General features: G+C 68.6%; 21 protein-coding genes. 6 read left to right on the top strand and 15 right to left on the bottom strand.

The window, feature by feature from the left end:
* Window positions 1-10: 10 nt before the first annotated feature.
* On the bottom strand, window positions 11-256 hold the full coding sequence (locus tag HG542_RS28390) for a DUF397 domain-containing protein (RefSeq protein WP_171086365.1): 246 nt from the start codon (window positions 254-256) through the stop codon (window positions 11-13).
* Window positions 257-428: 172 nt separating this feature from the next.
* Between HG542_RS28390 and HG542_RS28395 the strand changes: the two genes are divergently transcribed.
* The 4 genes from HG542_RS28395 (at window position 429) to HG542_RS28410 (ending at window position 4,510) form a co-directional block, all read left to right on the top strand.
* Window positions 429-881, top strand: a complete 453-nt coding sequence (locus HG542_RS28395) for a DUF2563 family protein (protein ID WP_171086367.1) — start codon at window positions 429-431, stop codon at window positions 879-881.
* A gap of 1,732 nt (window positions 882-2,613) precedes the next feature.
* On the top strand, window positions 2,614-3,678 hold the full coding sequence (gene mycP, locus HG542_RS28400) for a type VII secretion-associated serine protease mycosin (protein WP_255316282.1): 1,065 nt from the start codon (window positions 2,614-2,616) through the stop codon (window positions 3,676-3,678).
* A gap of 107 nt (window positions 3,679-3,785) precedes the next feature.
* Window positions 3,786-4,175 carry a WXG100 family type VII secretion target gene (locus HG542_RS28405; protein ID WP_171086377.1) on the top strand — a complete coding sequence of 130 codons (390 nt, stop codon included), beginning with the start codon at window positions 3,786-3,788 and terminating at the stop codon, window positions 4,173-4,175.
* Between the two features lie 50 nt (window positions 4,176-4,225).
* Entirely contained in the window at window positions 4,226-4,510 is a 285-nt protein-coding gene (locus tag HG542_RS28410; RefSeq protein WP_171086381.1) for a WXG100 family type VII secretion target, read from the top strand.
* Window positions 4,511-4,613: 103 nt separating this feature from the next.
* On the opposite strand, the gene HG542_RS28415 is transcribed toward HG542_RS28410, so the two are convergent.
* Window positions 4,614-5,102, bottom strand: a complete 489-nt coding sequence (locus HG542_RS28415) for an ATP-binding protein (RefSeq protein ID WP_171086383.1) — start codon at window positions 5,100-5,102, stop codon at window positions 4,614-4,616.
* 282 nt (window positions 5,103-5,384) lie between these two features.
* On the opposite strand from HG542_RS28415, the gene HG542_RS28420 reads away from it, so the two are divergent.
* Window positions 5,385-6,194, top strand: a complete 810-nt coding sequence (locus HG542_RS28420) for a helix-turn-helix domain-containing protein (protein ID WP_171086385.1) — start codon at window positions 5,385-5,387, stop codon at window positions 6,192-6,194.
* A gap of 274 nt (window positions 6,195-6,468) precedes the next feature.
* On the opposite strand, the gene HG542_RS28425 is transcribed toward HG542_RS28420, so the two are convergent.
* From HG542_RS28425 to HG542_RS28460, 8 genes are all read right to left on the bottom strand, one after another.
* Window positions 6,469-6,990: a hypothetical protein gene (locus tag HG542_RS28425; protein ID WP_171086386.1), complete on the bottom strand. Its 522-nt coding sequence runs from the start codon at window positions 6,988-6,990 to the stop codon at window positions 6,469-6,471.
* Window positions 6,991-7,013: 23 nt separating this feature from the next.
* Window positions 7,014-7,544 (bottom strand): hypothetical protein, encoded by a 531-nt coding sequence (locus HG542_RS28430; protein WP_229922928.1) that lies wholly within the window; start codon window positions 7,542-7,544, stop codon window positions 7,014-7,016.
* Window positions 7,544-8,875 carry a hypothetical protein gene (locus HG542_RS28435; protein ID WP_171086387.1) on the bottom strand — a complete coding sequence of 444 codons (1,332 nt, stop codon included), beginning with the start codon at window positions 8,873-8,875 and terminating at the stop codon, window positions 7,544-7,546. The genes HG542_RS28430 and HG542_RS28435 overlap by 1 nt, the downstream gene beginning before the upstream one ends.
* Before the next feature lie 14 nt (window positions 8,876-8,889).
* Window positions 8,890-9,363, bottom strand: a complete 474-nt coding sequence (locus HG542_RS28440; RefSeq protein WP_229922925.1) for a hypothetical protein — start codon at window positions 9,361-9,363, stop codon at window positions 8,890-8,892.
* Window positions 9,364-9,563: 200 nt separating this feature from the next.
* Window positions 9,564-10,097 carry a hypothetical protein gene (locus tag HG542_RS28445; protein ID WP_171086388.1) on the bottom strand — a complete coding sequence of 178 codons (534 nt, stop codon included), beginning with the start codon at window positions 10,095-10,097 and terminating at the stop codon, window positions 9,564-9,566.
* A 149-nt stretch (window positions 10,098-10,246) separates the two neighbouring features.
* On the bottom strand, window positions 10,247-11,089 hold the full coding sequence (locus HG542_RS28450; protein ID WP_171086389.1) for a M55 family metallopeptidase: 843 nt from the start codon (window positions 11,087-11,089) through the stop codon (window positions 10,247-10,249).
* A gap of 29 nt (window positions 11,090-11,118) precedes the next feature.
* Entirely contained in the window at window positions 11,119-11,868 is a 750-nt protein-coding gene (locus tag HG542_RS28455; RefSeq protein ID WP_227727983.1) for a TetR/AcrR family transcriptional regulator, read from the bottom strand.
* A gap of 87 nt (window positions 11,869-11,955) precedes the next feature.
* Window positions 11,956-12,396 (bottom strand): hypothetical protein, encoded by a 441-nt coding sequence (locus HG542_RS28460; RefSeq protein WP_171086390.1) that lies wholly within the window; start codon window positions 12,394-12,396, stop codon window positions 11,956-11,958.
* A gap of 296 nt (window positions 12,397-12,692) precedes the next feature.
* Here HG542_RS28460 and HG542_RS28465 point away from each other — a divergent pair, with 296 nt between their 5' ends.
* Entirely contained in the window at window positions 12,693-13,058 is a 366-nt protein-coding gene (locus HG542_RS28465; RefSeq protein WP_171086391.1) for a hypothetical protein, read from the top strand.
* A gap of 102 nt (window positions 13,059-13,160) precedes the next feature.
* Here HG542_RS28465 and HG542_RS28470 read toward each other — a convergent pair whose 3' ends face one another.
* From HG542_RS28470 to eccCa, 5 genes are all read right to left on the bottom strand, one after another.
* Window positions 13,161-13,688, bottom strand: coding sequence for a DinB family protein (locus HG542_RS28470; protein WP_171086392.1), 528 nt, complete (start codon window positions 13,686-13,688; stop codon window positions 13,161-13,163).
* Window positions 13,689-13,733: 45 nt separating this feature from the next.
* Window positions 13,734-14,546, bottom strand: a complete 813-nt coding sequence (locus tag HG542_RS28475; protein WP_171086394.1) for an SAM-dependent methyltransferase — start codon at window positions 14,544-14,546, stop codon at window positions 13,734-13,736.
* A 20-nt stretch (window positions 14,547-14,566) separates the two neighbouring features.
* Window positions 14,567-15,226: an HAD family hydrolase gene (locus HG542_RS28480; RefSeq protein ID WP_171086395.1), complete on the bottom strand. Its 660-nt coding sequence runs from the start codon at window positions 15,224-15,226 to the stop codon at window positions 14,567-14,569.
* A gap of 15 nt (window positions 15,227-15,241) precedes the next feature.
* Window positions 15,242-15,460 carry a hypothetical protein gene (locus tag HG542_RS28485; protein WP_171086401.1) on the bottom strand — a complete coding sequence of 73 codons (219 nt, stop codon included), beginning with the start codon at window positions 15,458-15,460 and terminating at the stop codon, window positions 15,242-15,244.
* Between the two features lie 265 nt (window positions 15,461-15,725).
* A complete protein-coding gene (gene eccCa / locus HG542_RS28490) occupies window positions 15,726-19,685 on the bottom strand; it encodes a type VII secretion protein EccCa (RefSeq protein ID WP_171086404.1) in 3,960 nt (1,319 codons plus the stop codon).
* Window positions 19,686-19,712 lie beyond the last annotated feature (27 nt).

The following is a 19,712-nucleotide window of genomic DNA, read 5'->3' on the forward strand; positions in this document are numbered from 1 at the left end:
CCTGCCCGACTCAGGACTCGGGCACCTCGATGTCGAACTCCCCGTCCCGCGCGCCGAGTACGAAGGCGCGCCATTCGGCCTCGGTGTACCGCAGCACGGTGTCGGGGTCCTCGGACGACCGCATGGCCACGGCGCCGCCCGGCAGATAGGCGATCTCGACCCGCGCCATGTCGGGCGGGCTGTCGGGGGCGCTGAGCCACTCGACCCCCGAGATGTCCATGGCGTACAGCTCGTCTTTTTCCTGTTCGGTCGCCACTGCGCGGGGCTCCTCGATCGACGGTACGGACGGTAGCGGGGCCGACGCTAGCAACAGGGAAGAGGGCGGGACAGGGGTTCGGGCGACTCGGCCGTTATGTGGTGGGGGATCGCCCTTGCGGGTGACTAGAGTTGACGTTGGTGCTGGGTAGCACCGTATGGGGAGGGACGGGGTGGACAACCTGGTTTCGCGCGGCGGCAGTTACTTGGCCAAGGAGGCCGAGACGCTGACGACGTTCAAGGGGCGCATCGACGAGCTTCTGGCCAAGCTGGAGAAGTCGTCGGCATCGCCGAAGGCGATCGGCGAACGCCGGATCGCCAAGGAGGCGTACGGCAGGGGTTTCGACTCGGCCGGCGATCTCGCCGCGCTCTACGACAAGGTCCATGGACGGCTGCAGGAGCTGTCCAAGCTCTTCGGGGACCAGATCGAGGCGACGGGCCTTGCGGCGCTGATCTCCGACCGCGGGTACGACGGCGTCGACGCGGAGCAGGCGGCGCGCATGCGGGCGATCCAGGAGAGCACGCAGAAGCACTACCGCGATGCGGCGGGGACCAATGCCCCGGCGAAGGGCAGTGGCACGACGCAGCAGCACACCGGCGATGCCGGCGGAGCCGACGGCTTCTAGGGGGAAGCGAAGAGATGGGTGCGGGGAAGTTCGACGGCCTCAGCCACAACGAGCTCTACGCGATGGTGGCCGACGCGAACCCGAGTCAGCTGACGGAGATGGGCTCGGCGCTGAGTGAAGCGTCCATGGAGCTGAATGCGATCAGCGATCTGCTGCGCCACCACGTGGAGCGCGTGAAGTGGGAGGGCGAGGGGGGCGACGCGTTCCGCGAGTGGGGCGGGGAGATGGTGAAGCAGGCGGCCAAGCTGGCCGACTACACCGTCTTCGCGGGCAGCTATATCGGACAGGCCGGCGATGGCCTGTCCGAGGTGAAGTCCGCCATGCCGAAGCCGGATCCGACTGCGGAATGCCTGACCGATCCGGAGAAGGAGCAGGCGCGGCTGAAGGTTACGGAGTCGCATCGTCAGGAAGCGATCAACCTGATGAACAAGCTCGACTCCTATTACCGGGTTGCGCATGAGGGGTTGGCGGGGTTGGAGGAGCCAGCGTTTCGGCCGATGCCAGCGGGCAGGCTCGGCTTGGGGGACGAGTGGGAGCGGCCTTACGAGGAACCGGTGACCGCTGGTGGGACGGAGCCTGGAAGCGGTGGTGCCCGTTCTTCTTCCGTCTACTCCCCAGGCAGCCTGACCAGTAGCGCACAGGTGGCTCAGCCACAGCATCACGACACTCCTGCGAACACCGGCGTGGGAACGGTGAGCGATCCGGTCGGCGCTGCGCATTCTCAAATGCCCTCAGGAGCTGGAGGGACGGCGGGAACAGCCATCGATTCGACCGGCGTTGCTGCTCCGCCGCCAGATCTCACAGCGAGATCTGGCAACGGCGCAGTTCCTGACGGCCCGAAGCACTTGGGTGGGTCTTCCTGGCTCCCGGGGCTGGTTACGCCAGGCGTGCCCCTGCCGAGCGTGCCCTCCTCAGGGGGCGGCCGGACGATGGCCGGACTGCCCGCCGGGCCGGCCGTGGGAGGGGGCGCCAGAGGCAACGGCAGCGCCTCAGTACCGAGGTATGGGGGTATTCCCCGTACTGGCGCAAGTGATGGGATCGTTGGCGGCACTCCGACACGGTCAGGTGGCGACTTTGGCAGCCAGCGGTTGCCACGCGGGATGGTTGTCGGGGAAGAGCGTGGGGGGATGAGCCGGGGCCCTGTGGGAGTGAGCGGACCTGCCGGTGCGGCCAGTGGAGGCGTCCCAAACCCGCAGCGAGTCGGACCGAGCCGGAGGTTGGCCACGGAGCCGGGCGGTGTTGTGGCTGGCCCGCACGCCAGCGGGCAGTTGCCGCCTCCTGGGTCGCGGTTGCCGCGGGGAACCGTTGCCGGGGCGGAACGTGACACCCATGGTGCAGCAGACATGCTGCGTGCACGGCGGGGAGATCGCGCAGATTTCACGCCGGGTGGTTCTGGGCTTGTGCGAGAGAACCCGGCCCCAGGACCTCTGCACTCCAGTGCGGCAGGGGCTAGTGGGCGTCGTCGCGCTGTCAGTAGGCCCGATTACCTTACGGAGGACGAGGAAACGTGGGCGGGCGGCCGACGCGATACTGTCCCACCCGTCATCGAGTAGTCCGCCTGTTCCTCCAACCTGAAAGAGATCGCCGACAGATGTCATCCCTGCCCCGAGCAACTCGGCGGTGTGCTGTGCCAGCGCTGTCACTGCTGGGCGTCTGCCTCATCCCGTCGGGCGTACTTGCCTCACCTGCGATTGCGGACGGCATGCGTTCCCGGGAGTGGTACCTCGACGCGATGCAGGCCGATGACATGTGGCAGGTGAGCCGAGGCGAGGGAGTGACGGTGGCGGTCCTCGACAGTGGTATCGAGTCGTCCGTCCCTGAACTGCAAGGCCAAGTGTTGGACGGTGCCGACCTGTCCAGTGAGCCGAAGGGCGGCAAAGTCGACCAGGACGGTCACGGTACCGAGATGGCAGCCTTGATCGCGGGAACGGGATCCGCTGGCGGCATTCAGGGACTTGCGCCCGGAGCCAAGATCTTGCCGGTCAAGATGCCCGGTGATTTCAAGTTGGGGTTCGTAGACTCTCTTTGGTCAAAAGCCATTCGCTACGCGGTGGACCATGATGCCCGTGTGATCAATATTTCGGCGGGATCTCCTGGGCTGCTTTCCAGTTCTTCGCAGACGCAGGAAGCTGTAAAGTACGCCCGGGACAAAGGAAGTCTGGTCTTTGCCGCAGCGGGGAATGACGGAGACAAGGGGAACGTCGAGAACTACCCTGCATCGTTTCCCGGAGTGGTGTCCGTAGGGGCTGTCGACAGCAGCCGTAAGGTCACCAAGTGGTCGAACAGCGCCAGCCATGTGACCCTCGCTGCTCCAGGGGACGAGATCCCGGGCCGGTGCAAGGAGAGTTCCGGGTTCTGCGCCACTCGAGGCACCAGCCAGGCCACTGCCCTCGCCTCCGCCTCCGCAGCCCTGATCTGGTCCAAGCATCCTGACTGGACCAACAATCAGGTCCTGCGCGTCATGATGGACACGGCCGGCAAGCCGGCCACCGGAGGAGTGCCCAGCATCTATCTCGGTTACGGTATCGTCCGCCCGCGCAAGGTCCTGGTGGACGGCGAAGGCAACCCCGGCCCCGCGGACGTCAACCCGCTGCTGGCGGCAAGCCAGTCCGCATCGCCGAAGCCCTCTTCCTCCGGCGACCCGAAGCCATCGAGCCCGGCCCGGGACTCCGCGGCCGCGCCGAAGCAGGACGAAGGCGGTACGGCCTTTCCGTGGCCGGGTATCACCATCGGTGCGGCAGTTGTCGCCGTGGTCGCAATCGGCATCGTGTTCCTGCGGCGGCGCGGACCGCGCTAGTCGCGGCAGCAGCGCACAACTTGGCCCGAATGCAAGGGTCATTTCAGTCAGAAAAGGGTGAGCCGAGCGAATTCGGCTCGTACACAACTCATGGGGGAAGGTGAAGCATGTCGAACATTCAGCAGATTTCAGACGAGTCGTTCAGCAAGTTCGAGAACACGCTCAAGGAGGCCAGCGCCGCTCTCTCGGCCAACCTGAAGTCGCTGGTCGGTGTGATCGATACAGCCAAGGCTGCATGGCAGGGACAGGCCGCTGACGCATTCGTTCAGGCACAGCATGCTCTGAACGAGGACCACGACGCACTGCGCCGCCTGCTCGACGGTATTCACGAGGCCGTGAGCCTGACCCGCAAGTCTGCCCATGCCAACGACGGCGATGTCATGGCAAGTATGCGGGCCATCGACGTGAACGGTGCCGCTCCCGGCGGCCACCTCGCCCCCCACAGCCATCAGACGGGGCTGAGCGCTGGACTGGACAGCAAGCTCAACTTGTACTGAAGCGCCAAAGACACGAACCAATCAAGCGATTTCACGAAGTGGGGGACAGCATGTCCGACATCAAGGTTGTCTACGGCGGCATGGAGCACACCGTCGGCGGCGTCTCGGCCGCTGCCAATGTGGTCCAGCAGCAGCTCGACACTCTCTGGAAGGCCGTCAGCGATGTGACGCACGGGTGGCAGGGTGAGGCCGCTGACATGATGCAGGCCGCCAAGAGTCAGTGGGACGCCCGCGCCCAGCACATCCAGCAGGTTCTCGAAGATGTCGCCAAGAGGGTTGACCACGGCAGCACTTCCTACCGCGAGACCGACCGTAAGGCTGCTGGGCTCTTCTGAGCAGTACTGATGAGCGGGGGAGAGCGGACCGCCTTGTTTCGCTCTCCCCCACATGTGGGCCCATCAGTTGAAGAGGTCTTGCAAGGGGTGGGCAGCCCGTGGCTCAGAGTGCGGCGTACGCCCGCGCCGCCTCTCGCGAGATCGCGACCCACATCTTGCTGCCGGCGAGTGGCCCGCCTGCGTCGTCCAGGCCGACGATGCCGCCGCACGCGCTGACCATGGCGTCCAGCGTGGAGAGCGACGCGCGTCGCCGCGCCTGACAGGTCTGCTGAGCTCTCCTGGAATGTGCAGGGTGCTCGTCGAAGACGGTCAGTCGCAGCACGCCGAATCGCCATCGCATGGTCAGGCTGGCGTTCCGGCCCGGGGTGAACTGGTAGGCGTTCGCGAGTAGTTCCGACGCAGCGAACGTACCGAGGTCGCTCATGTCGGAGAGCCCGTGGTCGGTGAGCAGACGTCTCACGGCCGTCCGCGCCATGGAGAGGCAGTACGCCGCGGCGGGCAGGTCGAATGAGTAGTCGAGGTTGGCGGGGATCGGCGTCAGCCAGGTCGCAGGTGTTGCTTCGGGCAGGCACGAAGACGGGTTGTTGCTCATGCGCGGCCACTCCAGAGCGCTGGGCGGTGATGGGGGGTCCTCGCACGCGCAGCGGAACCGGTGGCCCGCCTCCCTGGGCGCGAGCGCACCTCACCCAGGGATGGTGGGCATGCTCGCGCGGTGCTCTTCCGGCTCCACGGCGTGTGAGCTAAGCGACACCGAACGTAGCGCAGCCTGGAAGCCCTGTGCTACCTGCTTGCCGGGAGCCCCCGTGCTACGGGTGACTCGCTGGATCTCACCATTCCCTCGCGGCAGACTGTTGCCGACTTCAGGGAGGGGCCCATGCCGCCGAGGAGCAACCCGACGATCCGCCAGCGACGACTGGGGGCCGCCCTGCGGCAGTTGCGGGAGCAGGCGGGCATGTCCGCATCCGATGCCGCAGCCCTGCTGGGCGTCGACAGAACCCGCATCTCCAACACCGAAGCCGGCCGCTTCGGGATCAGCGCATCGCGCGTGCGTACGTTGGCGTGCAACTATCGCTGCCCCGACCCTGGTTTGGTCGATGCGCTTGCCGGCATGGCCCAGGGTCGAACGAAGGGCTGGTGGGAGGAGTACCGGGGTTTGCTCCCCGCCTCCTTCCTGGACGTGGCCGAACTTGAATGGCATGCCGTCAGGATCCGCAACGCGCTGACGTCACATATCCCAGGGCTGCTGCAGACGGAAGACCATGCGCGGGCGCTCTTCGACATGGTGATCCCGGGGCTCCCGGCGTCGGAGGTGGCCCTGCGGGTCGCCCAGCGGACGCAGCGTTGCCAAGTCCTCGACCGCGACGATCCGCCGGCCTACGAGGCGATCGTCCATGAGAGCGCCCTGCGCATGCAGTTCGGAGGCCGAAAGGTCGCACGCGCGCAGTTGATGCACCTGTTGGAGGTCGGTGAGCGAGAGGGCGTCACCCTCAAGGTGATCCCGTTCTCAGCCGGTGGCTTCCCGGGTGCAGGCCAGACGATCCTGTACGCGTGCGGGCCGGTGGCCGACCTGGACACGGTTTCGCTCGACACGTCCCACGGATCTGTTTTCATCGACTCCGCGATGCAACTTGCCAATTACCGGCGGCTCCTCGACAAGATGGAGGGCAACGCGCTTGACGAGTGAGACTCACGCAAATTCATCCATGCAATTGCTCAGCAGATCTGAGAGGTTGACATGCCTGAGATCCAGTGGCAAGAACCGTTCTGCGGGAACAGCGGGAACGCCTGCATACAGATCGGCCATACGGCTGACGGTACGCCCATACTCCGAGAGACCGCCCGTCCTCACGAACTACTGGTCATCACGCGAGACGGTCTACGCAATTTCATCGAAGCCGCAAAACGCGGTGACCTCGACCACCTCACTGTTTAGGCTTCGGTATGCGCGGACAGGGTGATCACCACTTGCTCATGCGCATGACCCCGCGCCAGGTCCATCCAGCGCCGACGACCGTATCTCGAAGGGGATCTTTCATGGCCCGTGTGTCGTAGCGGAACGTTTCGACCTTGTGTCGGCGGCCGTCGGGCCCGCGCTCGTAACTCCCCCTCCAGGAAACCTCGATCACCTGCCCACGGCTGTACTCGCGCGACTCGGCCCATATGCCCGGGTTACCCGCCCACGTCACTGTCCACTGCTCGTCGATGGACTGCACTTCGCGGATCGAGGGGACGAAGCGCATCCGGACCTTGAACTTCCGCTCCACATGCTTGGGAGAGGAGCCGGAACCGTAGGCCGGCTCCCAGACCTGCCACTCCGCCACCAGGTCGGCCTTGTCCGCGAAGTGGGCTTGGCTCACGACGAACGGTACGTCCGGGCCGTTGACCGCGAGCAGTGCGTCCCGCAGCTCCATGGCGGTAAGTGGCGTGACACTGCTGTCGGGGTACCTGGTGCCGGCCATCTGGTCCCGAATGCCGTCCATCTTCTTTCGAAGGCTACCCATCACTAAGCCCCTGCCCCTGCCCCGGTGTTCGGGCGCACCGTGCGTATGAAGTCTTGGAAATCGCCCAGGACGCTCTCATGCTGGGCTGCGGTGGCGGTGAGAACCAACCGGATCACTGCACGCTTGTGCGGCTCCTTGATGTCGAACATGGACAGGTACGCCTGGGACTGTACGAGGTCACGGCGAGCGGTGCCGACGACCGCCGAGAAGGTCAGCTGTTGGGCCAGGGAAGGTGCGTCGGCGGAGCCGGCCTCACGGCGGTCGGCCACCACCACCGACTCGGCGATCGAGTGCAGGCGCTCCACCGATTCGTCGGCGAGTTCGGCCAGCGTCGCCGAGTCCGGGCGGTATTCGCCGCTGATGGCGATATTGGCGGCGAATCCGTTATCCGGCTGCGTGTGCACCGCAGCGAAGGCGACACCTGTGGCGTCGAACCCCTCTGGACGGGCAGGGAACCAGTCCTCCGTCAGGTGGAATGCGATGGGTACCGGCAATTTCATGGCCGCCCCGGGCTCTTCCGAGGGGACGTACATCAGAACCACCTACTGACGGTGTGCTTGACGGAACGGGCGGCGTCGCCGACGGCGTCGGCCACGTCGTCAGCGGCCTTACTCAGCTTGTGCGGATCGACGGTGATCTCGAGTCCCACCCCCGCGCCTGCCTCAGGGGAGGCGCCCACCTTGCCGCCGAGCTTCCAGGCCCCGGTCTCCGCGTCTTTCTTCAGGCCCCACCAAGCTTCCCCACCAGGGCCTTCCCACTCCTCGGCTGTGGCGCCGATTCCTATCCCGGCAGCCTCCAGACCTCCGGTTATGCCGGTCTTCTTGCCGGCGAATGCCTTTCCTCCGACAGTGAACTCCTCTGTTGTCGCCTTGGCGTTGAGCGAAATTTCGGCACCGTTGAACCCCTCGGCCCGCCCGTAATATCCAACCTGCCCGTACTCGGCCCGGCCCTCGGCCATTGCCCGTTGCCCCACGGAGGCCTCGGCCTTGGCCACTGCGCCCTTTTCGTTGAAACCGTAGTTTGCGGAGGCTCTGGCTCCCTCGTAGAGGTCCGCGGACCCCGACAGTTTCAACGGCCCGTTGGTGGCGGATCCTTGCGCGGTGACATGAAAGAGATCGGCATACGCTTTGGCCGAGCCCTCCTTGCCGGACTTCGGGCCGTCAGAGACGGTGAATCCGAGGGCCGGCCCAGTCGCCGTGATTTTGCCCTCGGTCTTCCACCCGTCGGTCTTCGTGGCGGCCACCTCTGGCGCGCCGGCTTTCATCAAGTCGCCCTCGGCGTGCGCATTGAACCCACTCAGGGCGCCCACGGCCGCGGAAGGGTCGGTCGCGGCGCGGCTCAACGCGCGTTTCGCGCCCTGGTCCGCTTCGTCCACGGCGCGGACAGCTCTGGCGATGGTGTCGGTCCACTCCTGGGCCGCCTGCCGGGCCTGGGCTGCCAGCGTCGGGTAGTCCGGGTCGTGCTGGAGGGCATACCGGTCCTGTGCGGAGAGCTTCTCGAATCCGACGTAGGTGGCCTTGCCCGAGCTGTCGACCTTGAAGTCTTTCGTCTCGGCCTCGGCAACCAGATCCTTCGTGGCCTTCTGCAGCACAGTCAGCTCGGTGTACGCCTGCCTGAGGAGACTGGCAACGGCCAACGCCTCTTTCTCGGCGCCAGCGTATTCGGAAGCCGTAGCCGCAGAACTGTCCTGATGCGCAGCGAAGGCCTCCCCCTGCCACTTCCCGTTGGCCAGGGCGCGCTGCACGTTCTTCTCGTAGTCGCCCTTCAGCTCGCCGAAGCGCTTGCCCATCTTCTGCCACGCCTCGGACACGTCCAAGAGCGGCGAAAGATCGGTGGTCATCACGTCCTGGTAGCGCAGTGCCATGGTCGAACCCCTGATCAGTACCGGTCGAGACGGCTGCTGAAAGGTTCCTGTGTCGCGCCGCCCGTCGAGTTGAATTGCGCGCCGATGGCGGCGTCCTGGCCCTGGAAAAGGGTGTTCGTGCTGTGCAGCGCGTCCAGTTCCCGATGCAGTCGGTCCATGAGCCGGTTTGCCTGGCCCTGCCAGAGAGATGTCGCTTCGGACAGCCCCGCGGCCGTCGCCCACGCGGACAGACCGTGCAGCCCCGTGTCCGGCTTCAGCAGACTCGACTGCAGAGCGCCCGAACCGGCCAGGGGCGGCTGGACTCTGCCGCCGCCTTCTCCCATTCGGGCCGCGGCCTGGGTGTCCGGCAGCAGGTGCTGCTGCATGAACGTTACGGCATGCTGCTTGTCGCTCGCCGAGCTCGCCAACGTCCCCTGGCCGCCGCCCACTCCACCGGTATTCGCCTGGTCGAGCTGCAGCTGCTGTTCCGCAGAGCCCCCGGAACTCATGCGTAAATCCCCCCTCGCGCTTGCGCCCCTAGCTGCTCAGCACTGAGCGGGCGCACCACAGGTACCTGGCGTGTACCTTACAGACTTCGCTCAGCGGTTCCTGTCCGTCAGCGCCGTTCCGGTCTTGTTTCGTCAGGCAGCAGGCGTGTCGTCGAGGAAGTGCGTCCTTACCTCCCCGGCCTGCTTCTGGACGGACCCGTTCACGTCACCACACCAACCCCCACCGCCAGTACCCCCACCCCCACCGCACCGTAGAAAGCCCCCACGGCGATCCGTACCTGCACCCGCACCGCCCCAGCCCTCGTGCCGTTGTTCCACCGTGCCCCGAACACGAGCGCCGGCACCCCGAAGACCAGAAAGCACGCCGCGAAGCACGTTCCGGCGAGCCAGCCCAGGAAGTAGGCCGGGCCTACCGCGTAGTACGTCCACGGGGCGCGGGTCACCGTGACGCGGCGGCCCAGGGCGTAGTCCGGTTCGATGACCGCTTTCGGGTCCGTCGTCCTGCCGTCGTCCGAGCGGAACGTGCCCTGCGACGACCTGGTGGTGCCGCCCCGTGAGCTGTAGCTGTACTTGTAGCCGTCCACCGTCAGCGTGCCGTGCGTTCCCGCGAGGCCCGAGGCGTAGGGGAGGGCCGGAACGCAGAAGCTGCCGATGAGCACCGCCATCAGGAGCATGGCCGCACCGCCGAACCGTACTGCCGCGTTGGACGGAGGCGTCCTGTACCGCTTGGCCATGTCCTTCTGTCTCCCCGTAGGCGATCTCTTCGGAGATCACCGTAGGCAGACGCCGGTCACGCCCAACTGCGCATATCGGCACAAGGTGCCGGGCGAACAGGCAATCCATACGCTGTCTTTGCCGCCGCCTCACTCCTCGTCACTCCTCCTCACTCCGCAATGCCCCGCGTCAGCATCACCACCGCAACGAACCTCCGGTACAGCCGGATCGGGTCCTCGTCCGTCATCCGGACCGTCACAGCGTCGACCCGCTCGACGTCCGCGATCCACGTCGCCATCTCGGCGAGGTCCGGGTTGCGGAACCGTACGGTCAGCGTGGCCGGCAGGTTGATGCACGGCAGTGCAGACCGGGACCGGGACCGGAAAACGTCCCGGACCGCATCCCTTGCCGCCTCGTGGATCAATTCGCGGGCCGTAGCCGGGTGGACGCTGTCCGCGGCGAACCGCGACACCGACGACTTGACCACGGCGCTCCGGATGCCCGGGCAGAACGGCTCGATCTCGGCAGCCGTCGTCTCGTCACCCGTGATCAGCACCACCGGCACGCCGTGGCCCAGCGCCACCAGCGCGTTGATGCCGCTCTCCCCGGCAGTCACGCCGTTGAGCCGCACCTCACTGATCGCCAGAGGGTTGTACGTGTGCGAGAGCGCGGCCGGCGCGCCCGTCATGGAGCCGTGGTACGAGACGAAGAAGACGGCGTCGAAGGAGGCGTCCAGCCCCTGCATCATGTAGAGGGGCTTGTGCCGTCCGGAGAGGTAACGGGCCCGGCCCGCAAGGGTGTCGGGGCGCAGGTTGGTCATCTTCGAGTGGGCGTCGTTGACCAGGAATGCGGTCGCGCCCGCCGCCATCGCCCCCTCGATCGCGGCGTTGACCTCCTGCTGCAGCAGGTCCCGGTAGTACGCGTAGTCGCCCGCGGCCTCCGCGGGCCGGCACTGCGACCAGTCGACGACGCCTGCGGTGCCCTCCATGTCGGAGGAGAGGAAGATTTTCACCCCCTACCAGTGCCCCGGCCGGGGAGCTCCTACCGGTCGTCCTCCGGCCGCTTCCGCACCGCAACCGCCGTCTGCGCCATCCCCGGCAGGAAGTCCGTGAACAGTTCGTGCACCTCGTGCACGAGCGGCCGCAGCACCCGGAAGCGGGCCAGTGACACGCCCCGCGTCGTCAGGCGGGCGCCGCGGTCGGCCAGGCGGCGGCTGCGTTCGCGGGCGGGAGAGCGGTCGAAGACCCAGTAGAGGACGAGGCCCATCTGGGAGAGCCACATCAACTCGGGGAGGACGTCCGCCAGTTCGTCCGGAACCTTCGCCTTGCTGCCCGCCAAGGCCTCGCGGTGGATCGCGATGGAGGCTTCCCGGGCGTGCTCGGACTCGGCGGAGAAGGGGCTCAGGGGGCTGTCCGGGTCCGCGGCGTTCTTGAAGAACTGGGCCGCGAACTCGTGGTACGGCTCCGCGACGTCCAGCCACGCCTGGAGCACCCCCGCCAGGCGAGCGTGCAGATCGGTCTCGCGGTCCAGGACGGCGCGGGCCGCCGTCTGGTGTTCCGCGCCGATCCGGTCGTAGAAGCCCTGGATCAGGTGCTCCTTGCCCGCGAAGTAGTAGTACGCGTTGCCGACGGAGACCCCGGCCTCCTTGGCGATGGCCCGCATCGTGGTCTTGTCGTAGCCCCGTTCCTGGAAGAGCCGCATCGCGGTTTCGAGGATCAGGGTGCGGGTCTGCTCGCTCTTCTCGGTCCTGGGTGCGGGATTCGCCTGCGGGGGCTCGTTCTCTGGTGGCACGGTTCAGAGCCTAAACCGCGGCCGAAGCCGGCGGACCGGGACGCGGCGCGCATCCCGGTCGACCCTCGTCCCTCGCCGTCATCCGGCTCACTGCCCGGCCGGCGCGGCCCACGGACCCGGCTGGGCAGGGCCCGCCCAGCCCTGCGGCGGCATCGGCGGCACCGGCGTGACCTGCTCCCGCTCCATCATCCCGCGGCGGCGGAACTTGCTGAGCGCGAAGACATTGCCGAGATGCATCACGCCCAGGACGAGCAGGACGACGCCGAGCTTCTGCGACAGCGCCTCGAACACCCCACGGGCGTTCGTGATCTTGTCGTCGTCCTGCAGGTACAGCGCGATGAACCCGAGGTTCACGAGGTAGAAGCCCACCACCAGCAGGTGGTTGACAGCTTCTGCGAGCTTCTCGTTGCCGTGCAGCACGTCGGCGAGGAAGACCTGACCGTTGCGGCTGAGCGTGCGCGCCACCCAGATCGTGAGGCCGACGCTGGCCAGCAGGTAGACGACGTACGCGACGACTGTGAGGTCCATGTCTTGTCCCCACCCCTTCTCGAACTACTTCTTGAACACGTTCAAAACTGCGTCGGTCAGGACTGTAGACCTGTTTTTGAACGCGTTCAACCTGGGGGTGTCCAACGTGACCCACGGGTCAGGAGTCCAATTTCGATCCTGGTCAAAAGGCTTGGTGCGCCGTTGGCCCGCGCGGGACATTGGGGCTGCCCGAGGACGCCCCACTCGTCACGGGCAGACCGAGAACAGGCAGGAACCAAGCAAGAACCAGGCAAGAACCAGGCAAGGACCAAGCACGATCCCAAGGGGGAACCATCATGCGCAGGACGATGAAGACCGCCGCGGCACTCGCGCTCGCCGTCGGAGCGTTCACCACGGTCGGTGCGACCACCGCCTCCGCCCGGCCCGCCGACGCCAGCCACGGATGCCCCTCCGGCGACGTGTGCTTCTACCCGGGCGCCGGATGGAACAACGACCAGCCGTCCCAGACGTACTACAAGTACGGGACCTACAACCTCAGCAACATGTACGGGACCTACCGCATCTACAACAACCAGACCGGCGGCGCCACCATGCGCACCTGCACGGGCTACAACGGCAGTGGTTGTGAGGGCTACCTGCCCGCCGGCTGGTACATCGACAAGGACATGACGCCGATCAACTCCATCACCCTGGAGCCGTAGCGCTCCGCGGGAAGTGCGGTGCGCCAACTGCGGGCTCGTTGTGGCTGGTCGCGCAGTTCCCCGCGCCCCTTTGGGGCGCGATCGCGCACCGCACTTCGCCGCTCAGATCCCCGTCGCGCCGTCGATGCGTTCGCGGATCAGATCCGCGTGACCGTTGTGGCGCGCATACTCCTCGATCATGTGCACCATGATCCAGCGCAGTGAGACGTCCCGGAAGCCGATCTGCGCCGCGTCCCGCTCGGAGAGCCGGCCCGTGTCGTCCAGCGAGGCGCCTGCTGCCGCCGCCCGGCTCGCATCGGTCTCCGCGCGCCATGCGGCCAGCGCCTCGTCCATACCGAGGTCCGGGGCCGGTGCGAACCCGTAGGCCTGCTCCTCGCCGTACGGCAGCGGTACGTCGCGCTGGGCGAACACACGCTGGAACCAGTTCCGTTCGACGTCCGTCATGTGCCGGACCAGACCGAGCAGGGTCAGCGGCGACGGCTCCGCCGAGGCGCGGCGCGCGAGTGCGTCGTCGAGACCCGTGCACTTCAGCACGAGCGTGGCGCGGTGGAACTCCAACCAGCTCTCCAGCATGGCGCGTTCACCGGCCTGCGGGGGCGGTAACGGACGACCGTCCGGTGTCTTGGTCATGATGCTCACCCTGGCACACGCCGGCCGGCATGGACAGGGGCGCGATCAGCTGCGGGTGGAGACGTGAAATCCGGCCATGTCCGGGCCCGTTCCGGACCAGGACCGCCCGTAGCGTTCCGCGACGGCGTCCAGCGGGTGCGTCTCGACGTTCCAGCCGTGCCGGCCCAGCCAGTCGCCGAGCCCGGTGCCGAGGCCGCCCTTCCAGAGCGCGACGAGGTGGGCGACGGTCGGATCGCCGGCGCCCGCCGCCGAGACGTCCCGCCCGCGTTCGTGCGCGAGCCGGCTGCCGGGGGCGGAGAGCCCGCCCAGGGTGTCCAGCAGGCCGACGGCCTCGTCCTCGGTGAGGTAGACGAACAGCCCCTCGACCAGCCAGGCCGTCGGCGCCTCCCGGTCGAAGCCGGCCGCGGCCAGCCGGGCGGCCCAGTCCGCGCCGGTGAGGTCGACGTCGAGCGCGGTCCGTTCACAGCGCGGTGCGGCGCCCTGCCCCGCCAGGACGCGCTCCTTGAACTCCAGCACCGGCGGCAGGTCCAGCTCGTACAGCCGCACCCCGTCCGGCCAGGGCAGGCGGTAGGCCCGGGTGTCCAACCCGGCCGCCGGCAGGACGACTTGGCGGATGCCGCCGTCGACGGCCCCGAGCAGGTAGTCGTCGTAGAAACGGGTACGGATCACCGTGTAGTGGGCGAGCGCCAGGGCGTACGGCCCGGGCTTCCGGCCCGTGGTGTATCCGGCGGTCCTGACGAACGCCCGCGCATACGGGTCCGTGAAGAGCCCGCCGGGGCGCTCGCTCTCCAGCGCGCGCACGTTGGCGACGGACAGGGCCGTCCTGCTGACGGGGCTCAACGGTCCGGAAGTTGTCATGGTCACCGAGGATACGGGCGTCAGCCCCGGGCCAGCAGCGCCGGCAGCTTGCGCATGTCGTCGAAGACGACCGTGCCCGGGCCTTCGAGCCACTCCGCCGGGATCAGCCCGCCCGCGTACCCGAGGGAGCGCATGCCCGCCGAACGGGCCGCCTGGACGCCGTACTTGCTGTCCTCGACCACGACGCACGCCGCGGGAGCCACGCCCATCGCGGCCGCCGCGTGCAGGAACAGATCGGGCGCGGGCTTGCCGTGCGCGACCTCGGTCGCGCTGAAGATGCGGCCCTCGAAGCGGCCGTACAGGCCGGTGATGCCGAGGGTGTGCCGCATCTTCTCGTGTGTGCCGCTGGAGGCGACGCACGTGGGGAGGCCCGCCGCCTCGATCGCGTCGAGGGCCTCGGCGATGCCCGGGACCGCGGTCAGCTCGGCGTCCATCGCCTCCTGGTGCAGTGTCCAGAAGCGTTCCTCCCAGACGGTGGCCCGCTCCTCGCCTATGTGCGCGACGATGTCGGTACGAATGGACGCCGCGGAGCGGCCCATGAACCGCTCGACGACCTCCGCCTCGCTCATCGGCCACCCGAGTTCCGCCCCCAGGCGGACATTGATGCGGGCGGCGATGGATTCGCTGTCGACGAGCACGCCGTCGCAGTCGAAGATGACGAGTTCCACAGGATCGATCATGCGGGCCACCGTACGTCAGGCGACGAACCAGACGCGTTCGATCTTCTCCGGCCCGACGTCGTACATCGCGACAGCGGTACGCACGTCACCGCCCATAAACCCGCTCACGCGCTCCTGGTCGATCACCACACGGCCGTGCACGACGCGCGACACCAGCTCCGCGTGCAGCTCCGGGCTCGACGCGAACAGCTCGCGGTACCGCTCCCTGAACGCCGGACCCGAGCGGTCGGCCATCTCCTCCCCGCCGGGGAAGGGGGTGCGCCCCGTAAGGGGCGCGGGGAACTGCGCGATCGGCCACGACGCGCCCGCAGTCGAGGTTCCCCCAGCTACCGCTGGGGGTGCCCCCAGGGCTGCGCCCCGGACCCCTGGGCGTGGTGCGTCGGCTGCGGGCCGGTGGGGGTTGCTCGCGCAGTTCCCCGCGCCCCTGACGGGGCGCCCGTGGTCGCGCCCACGCGGCGGAGCCGCATATGTCAACAGCGCCGCGCCCCCGGCGGAGCGCTCACTCCTCCGGCACCCACCCCACCTGCACCAGCGGAGCCCCCCGCTTCCGGGACACGAAGAAGCCCCGCCCCGGCGGCATCGGCCGTGGGCGGACGCCGCCCAGGATGTCGCCCTCGCCCGGGTCGCCGGACAACACCACACCCTGCGCGCCCAGTTCCTTGATGCGCTGCATGAACGACTCGAACATCGAGCGCGACGCACCCGCCGAGCTCCGCGCGACGATGAAGCGGATGCCGACGTCCCGCGCGAACGGCAGGTTCTCCGTGAGGACCGCCAGCGGGTTGTTGCCGCCGGCCGCCACCAGTTCGTAGTCGTCGACGAAGACGAAGAACTGCGGGCCCTTCCACCAGCTGCGCTCGCGCAACTGCTGCGGCGTGATGCCCGGTTGCGGGGCGCGCCGCTCCATCAGGCCCTTCAGCGCGTTCGCGTGCACCGTCAGCGACGAGGCGATCGGCGCGTACTCCAGCAGGTGCGACGGCGGGACGACGTCCAGCAGTGTGCGCCGGTAGTCCCCGACGACGATCTTCGCCTCGTCGGGGCCGTACCGCTCCGTGATCTGCTTGGCCAGCAGCCGCAGCAACGCCGTCTTGCCGGACTCGCTCTCGCCGAAGACCAGGAAGAAGGGGTCGGTCTCGAAGTCCACGAAGACCGGTTCGAGCCGGGTCTCGTCGATGCCGATCGCCACGCCGCGCTGCGGGAACTCGGACCCCTTGGGCAGTTCGCCCGCGTCGAGCCTGCGGGGCAGCAGCCGCACGTGCGGGGCGTGCGGGCCGGACCAGGCGTCGCGGACCGCGTCGGCCAGCGCCGCCGTGGCCTCCGTCATGCCGCCCGGGTCGTCGCCGCCGTCGATGCGCGGCTGCGCACCCATGAAGTGCAGCTTCTCGGGGAGTTGGCCGCGGCCGGGCACCCCGGCGGGGACGTTCGCGGCGACCTTGCGGTCGAACTCGGAGTCCATCGTGTCGCCGAGCCGCAGCTCCAGCCGGCCCAGCAGCTGGTCCTTGAGCGCCGGGCGGACCTCCATGTTGCGGGAGGCGGTGATGACGACGTGCACGCCGTAGCCCAGGCCGCGGCCCGCGATGTCGGTGACGACGCCCTCCAGCATGTCGTACTCCTGCTTGAAGGCGCCCCAGCCGTCGACGAGCAGGAAGACATCGCCCCAGCCCTGCTCGGCGAACTCGCCCAGCGCCCGGCGCCGCCGGTACGAGGCGATCGAGTCGATGCCGCGGTCGCGGAAGAACTCCTCGCGCCGCGCCAGGATCCCCGCCACCTCCGCGACCGTCCGCCGCACCCGCTCGGGGTCCAGCCGCGAGGCCACCCCGCCGACGTGCGGCAGACCGGCGACGGCACTCATCCCGCCGCCGCCGAAGTCGAGCCCGTAGAACTGCACTTCGGCCGGGGTGTGCGTCAGCGCGAACGAGGCCACAAGCGTGCGCAGCAGCGTCGACTTGCCGGACTGCGGGCCGCCCACGACGAGCATGTGGCCCGCCGCGCCCGAGAAGTCCCGGTACAGCACGTCCCGGCGCTGCTCGAAGGGCTTGTCGATCAGACCCAGGGGCACCACGAGGCCGCCCGGGCGCGGGTATTCGGCGGCGGTCAGGCCGCGACCCGGCACCGCCGACAGCGGCGGGAGCAGCTGGTCCAGCGACGGCGCCTTGTCCAGCGGCGGCAGCCACACCTGGTGGGCCGGCGGGCCCTGGCCCTCGATCCGGCGCACGACGACGTCGAGCACGGTGTCGGCGAAGGCGTCCTCCTCCCCGCGCCCCGGGACCGCACGCAGCGCGGCCGGGTCGGGAGCGGCGTACGTCACCGGGACCGGCTCCGCCGTGAACAGCACCGGACGCCGCTCGACCGGCAGCCCCCCGTCGTCGCCCGTCGCGGCCGTCGCGGCCGAGCGGTACGTACCGGAGACGTACGCGGCCTTGAAGCGCGTCATCTCGTCGGTGCCGAACTTCAGATAGCCCGAGCCCGGCACGGACGGCAGGTGGTACGCGTCCGGCACGCCCAGCGCGGTCCGCGACTCCGCCGCCGAGAAGGTCCGCAGGCCGATGCGGTACGACAGGTACGTCTCCAGACCGCGCAGCCGGCCCTCCTCCAGACGCTGGGAGGCCAGCAGCAGATGCACCCCCAGCGAGCGGCCGATACGGCCGATCTGGATGAACATGTCGATGAAGTCCGGCTTCGCCGTCAACAGCTCGCTGAACTCGTCGATCACCAGGACGAGTGAAGCCAGCGGCTCCAGCGGGGCACCGGCCGCGCGCGCCTTCTCGTAGTCGTGGAGGTTCGCGTAGTTGCCCGCCGACTTCAGCAGCTCCTGGCGGCGCTGCAGTTCGCCGGTGATGGAGTCGCGCATGCGGTCGACGAGCGTCAGGTCGTCGGCGAGGTTGGTGATGACGGCGGCGACGTGCGGCAGACCGGACATGCCCGCGAAGGTCGCACCGCCCTTGAAGTCCGCGAGGACGAAGTTGAGCGTCTCCGAGGTGTGCGTGACGGCCAGACCCAGCACCAGCGTGCGCAGCAGCTCCGACTTGCCGGAGCCGGTCGCGCCGACGCACAGGCCGTGCGGGCCCATGCCGTCCTGCGCCGCCTCCTTGATGTCGAGCATCACGGGCGCGCCGTCCTCGCCGACCCCGATCGGCACGCGCAGCCGCTCGGCCGCCGAGCGGGGCCGCCAGGTGCGCGACACCTCGACCGAGCCCGCGTCGCCCAGGCCCAGCAGATCGGTGAAGTCCAGGTTGGCGAGCAGCGGTTCGTCGCCGTCGCCCCCGCCCGTGCGCAGCGGCGCCAACTGACGGGCGAGCGCCTCCGCCGCCTCGGGGGAGAGCGTGTCGGGCACGCCGTCGTACGCGGCGACCTGCGAGAGCAACTGCAGCGCACCCGGCCGCACGACCACGGACAGCCCGCCGCGCGGCTCGTCCAGCTCGCCCTGCACGAGCTCCACGATCGTCACGCCCTGCAGCCCCTCGGGAGCCGCGAACACCGAACCCGGCGGCACCATCGCGCCGTCCAGCACCACGACCACATGCGGCTGGTCGAGCACCGGCTGCCCGTCCCGGCTGAACCGCGTACGGCCCTCCAGCCGCGGCATCAGCAGCTCTTCGAGCTCGCTCAGGTCGTCACCGATCAGCCGCCGCGGGCCCGCGCCGTCCACGACGCCCGGAACCTGCACGTGCGGAAGCCACTTGGCCCACTCCCACTGCGCCATCGCCCCGCGCGCCGGCACCACCGCGACGACCAGGTCCTCCGGCGAGTGCAGCGTCACCAGCTGCGCGACGAGCGCACGCGCCGTGCCCTGCACCGTCTCCGGCTCGCCCGAGACCGTCACGTGGTAGAAGGCGCGCAGCGACAGGGCGACCGGCATGCCGTCCAGCGACGCGTGCGCCGCCAGGAACTGCTGCATCGCACCGGCCGTCAGCGGCTCCAGCTCGTCCACCGGCGCGGTCTCCGGGGCCACCAGCGGAGTGGCCAGCTGCTGCGCGCCCAGCCCGACGCGCACCTGCGCGAAGTCGTCGTCGGTCGCCCGCCGCTCCCACAGCCGGCTCCCCTCGGCGACCACCGACCACAACTGGTCGGGGGAGGGGTGCAGATAGAACTGCGCATCGCGCTGCGCCCGCGCCGTCCGGCGCACCGTGCGCCGCGTCTGCGCGAGGTACTTGAGGTAGTCGCGGCGCATGTCCGCCAGCCGCCCCTGCGAGCCCTGACGGTGCCTGACGAGCATCGCGACGGTCATGCCGACCGTCGAGAACATCATCATGACGCCCATGATCTTCATCATGGGCGCGGCGCCCGGCATGAAGAAGTACACCATCGACGAGGCCATGCCCAGCGTGGGCAACAGCTGCATCAGCATGCCCTCTTGCGGCCCGCGCGGCAGCTCGGGCGGCGGTTCCAGGCGGAGTTCCTCGCTGGGCACCTCCGGCGGGTAGGCCCGCGGCTGGCGCTTGACGACGACCTGGCTCACCGGATCCCTCAACCCCTCCGCGCGGTG

The sequence above is a fragment of the Streptomyces morookaense genome, from assembly GCF_013030945.1.
GTDB classification, from domain to species: Bacteria; Actinomycetota; Actinomycetes; order Streptomycetales; family Streptomycetaceae; genus Streptomyces; species Streptomyces morookaensis.